The organism is Acinetobacter sp. P8-3-8 (assembly GCF_000214135.1).
In the GTDB taxonomy this organism is placed as follows: Bacteria; Pseudomonadota; Gammaproteobacteria; order Pseudomonadales; family Moraxellaceae; genus Acinetobacter.
In genome coordinates, this window is the sequence record NZ_AFIE01000114.1 from 1 (window position 1) to 2,393 (window position 2,393).

5 protein-coding genes are annotated in these 2,393 nt (G+C 30.2%); all 5 read right to left on the minus strand.

Going from position 1 to position 2,393, the window contains the following annotated elements; translation table 11 throughout:
- The coding region (locus GGG_RS20145; protein WP_010117849.1) for a hypothetical protein at positions 1-628 on the minus strand (628 nt) is incomplete at its 3' end.
- A gap of 227 nt (positions 629-855) precedes the next feature.
- A complete protein-coding gene (locus GGG_RS0118715) occupies positions 856-1,224 on the minus strand; it encodes a T6SS immunity protein Tdi1 domain-containing protein (protein ID WP_010117852.1) in 369 nt (122 codons plus the stop codon).
- Positions 1,225-1,238: 14 nt separating this feature from the next.
- Entirely contained in the window at positions 1,239-1,472 is a 234-nt protein-coding gene (locus GGG_RS21635; protein WP_081399957.1) for a GAD-like domain-containing protein, read from the minus strand.
- A 255-nt stretch (positions 1,473-1,727) separates the two neighbouring features.
- A complete protein-coding gene (locus GGG_RS0118725; protein ID WP_010117853.1) occupies positions 1,728-1,961 on the minus strand; it encodes a hypothetical protein in 234 nt (77 codons plus the stop codon).
- Between the two features lie 16 nt (positions 1,962-1,977).
- Positions 1,978-2,393: TNT domain-containing protein (locus tag GGG_RS20150; RefSeq protein ID WP_138920300.1), on the minus strand; the 416-nt coding region annotated here is incomplete at its 5' end.

Here is a 2,393-nt window from a genome sequence, read left to right on the forward strand (position 1 = left end):
GTTCATCAAATGCACATGTTGGAAAATTAATATCTTTTTTAAACCAATAGTTGTTTAAAAGTCGTAATACAAAATATTGAGTTCTTCGATGATATAAATCACCCTCGTCATTAAATATTTTTAAAGATGTAGGTGAATTAATAAAATCTAAATATTTATTAGTTAGAAATTTGGCTTCCTCTAACATGTCAAATTGTAAATATGTTCCAAGATCAGAAACTTTACTTTTTAAGAAGAACATAGTATTTAATTGATCATTTACTCCATTGTTAAATAGCTCGATAGATTTTGAGCATTGATGTATTTCAAAACAAGTTTGCCAATAAAGATAGCTAATGGCTTGAAAAAAATAACTTTCATTAAATATATTTTTAGTTTGAAAATCTTCGAATGACTTTTGCTTCAAGCGTTGTAAATAACTTCCCAAACCATTGAAAGCATAAAATATGTTGTAATCTAATACTCCAAATTCAGATTTATGTTGAAAATCCCCATCTTTTATGTATTTATCTAATAAATCAAGGAAAATTTGATCATTAGAGTTACCCAAACTTTGAATATAAAGCTCAAAACTTGGAAATTTCTTATAGATTCCTTGTCGTTTGATATCTATTATATCTGAATTCATTTTAATAACTCCGTAGGTTTACTTCCTGCTTTCCAATCAAATAATTTAGCGATAGTGTTACCTGATTCACCTAATTTAGGTAATGAAACCTGCATAACTTTTTTAATTTTAGCTTTTGATGTAGATTCAATAATTTTATAAATTATAAGATCTTCGTATGAATTGGAATAATTCTAAAGAAAGATAGATGAGCGTTTGACCCATCTATTTATTTAAGAGAGTAATTATTATGGTCTATTTTTTCCAGTAATTTCGGCTAAGGATGTCCCTATACGTTTTAAATCTTCTTCAATATTAAAAGACCAGATTTTGGGCTGATCGATAAGGTCACGTAGAAGTAGCATATGTACACGAGCATCGACTTTGACAAGATTATCCATTGTTAAGGCTGCATCACCAACAATCGCAAAAGCTGGTTCAAAAGCATACATTTCGTACCAGCCTAAAGGACCAAGTTTTTTGACTGCCTTTTTAAAAATGGGTTTGTCATCTAGTAACGCGAAATCTTCCCTATTTTTATCAATACCAGAAAAATAACTTCTGATAACTATCTCAGCAGAATATTTACTACCTATAGATCCGCTAATTGTACCCATAATAGTATCTATTGTTAGTCTAGATTTTGTATTTGGATTATATATATACAACCAAAAGCATTACGAGCTAAAGCATAAAAATTACCTAACTGTTGAAAAGGGGTATTTTCCATCCAGACATCAACTACATCCTGCCAATCATCTGGGTTTATAATATTATATAATCCTTGTTGAAATTGACAAAAGCCTTCGTCTTGCCAGATTTCTAGTAAAATTTCAGGAACTATATTTTTATACTTGACTAATATATCTTCGGTAACTGATTAGGTTTGTATTGGTTCCCCCAGTTCTTCAATAATAATTTCTATACATTCTTTACGCATTTAAAAACCCTTCTTATTTACAAACATCTAATTGTAGATTGAGTTTGGCATTACCTGTACCATCTTTAATAGCTTTTTCTGCATAACTATCCATATCGGCAATAATATTTTTCCATTTTTTAAGGAGTTAGCGAAGATAAATAAAAAATCTTCGCTTTTAAATATATAAGTACCTCAAAATTATTCATCGATAAAAAAAGCATAAACATTATTGGTAATTTCTTGAAATGCAAATTTAATCTTTTTTTTGCCAATTGTTGTATAGTAAATATCAAATAAATACTTTTCTCCTTGACGTGGTTCTAATAAAATTTGTGATTCATGAGATTCTATCCAATCAGCTTTCCATAAATCTATGCCTTGATAAATTACTGGTTGTGAACCATAACATGCTTGTAAAAATTTAAAAGCCATATATTTTTTTCCAAAATTATTTAATAGGACCAGCTACAAGTTCTAGATAGCCTTGTTTGACAAGTGTTTCAACATTGGTTTTGCTGAAATATTGTATACCTCCACCTTTCATACCAAACCATGGTGCAATTGTACCAGACTCAACTGGTAATGGTTTAAGCACTCTGTATACAAAATAGATATCGTTTAATGATGTCGGTGATAAAGATCGCATTTCGAAAGGTGTACCGTAGACTCCTAAAAATCTTCCTCTAGGGCTACCAAATCTGTCTAATATTGTTCCAGCTGGTAAAGTTATATCCTTGGCTGACCCTTTTATAGCTCCATTCGGGTATAGTGACTGTGGTGGCCAAACTACTTTACTCGGATCTGACATATTTTTTAGAACACTTTCAGGATACTTAACATTAGTAGTGTTAGGTCTTTTAATTG

Bases quoted from the DNA above. Each gene is read 5' to 3' on its own strand.
- GGG_RS0118715 (WP_010117852.1), bottom strand. From the start codon at position 1,224: ATGGGTACAATTAGCGGATCTATAGGTAGTAAATATTCTGCTGAGATA.
- GGG_RS0118725 (WP_010117853.1), bottom strand. From the start codon at position 1,961: ATGGCTTTTAAATTTTTACAAGCATGTTATGGTTCACAACCAGTAATT.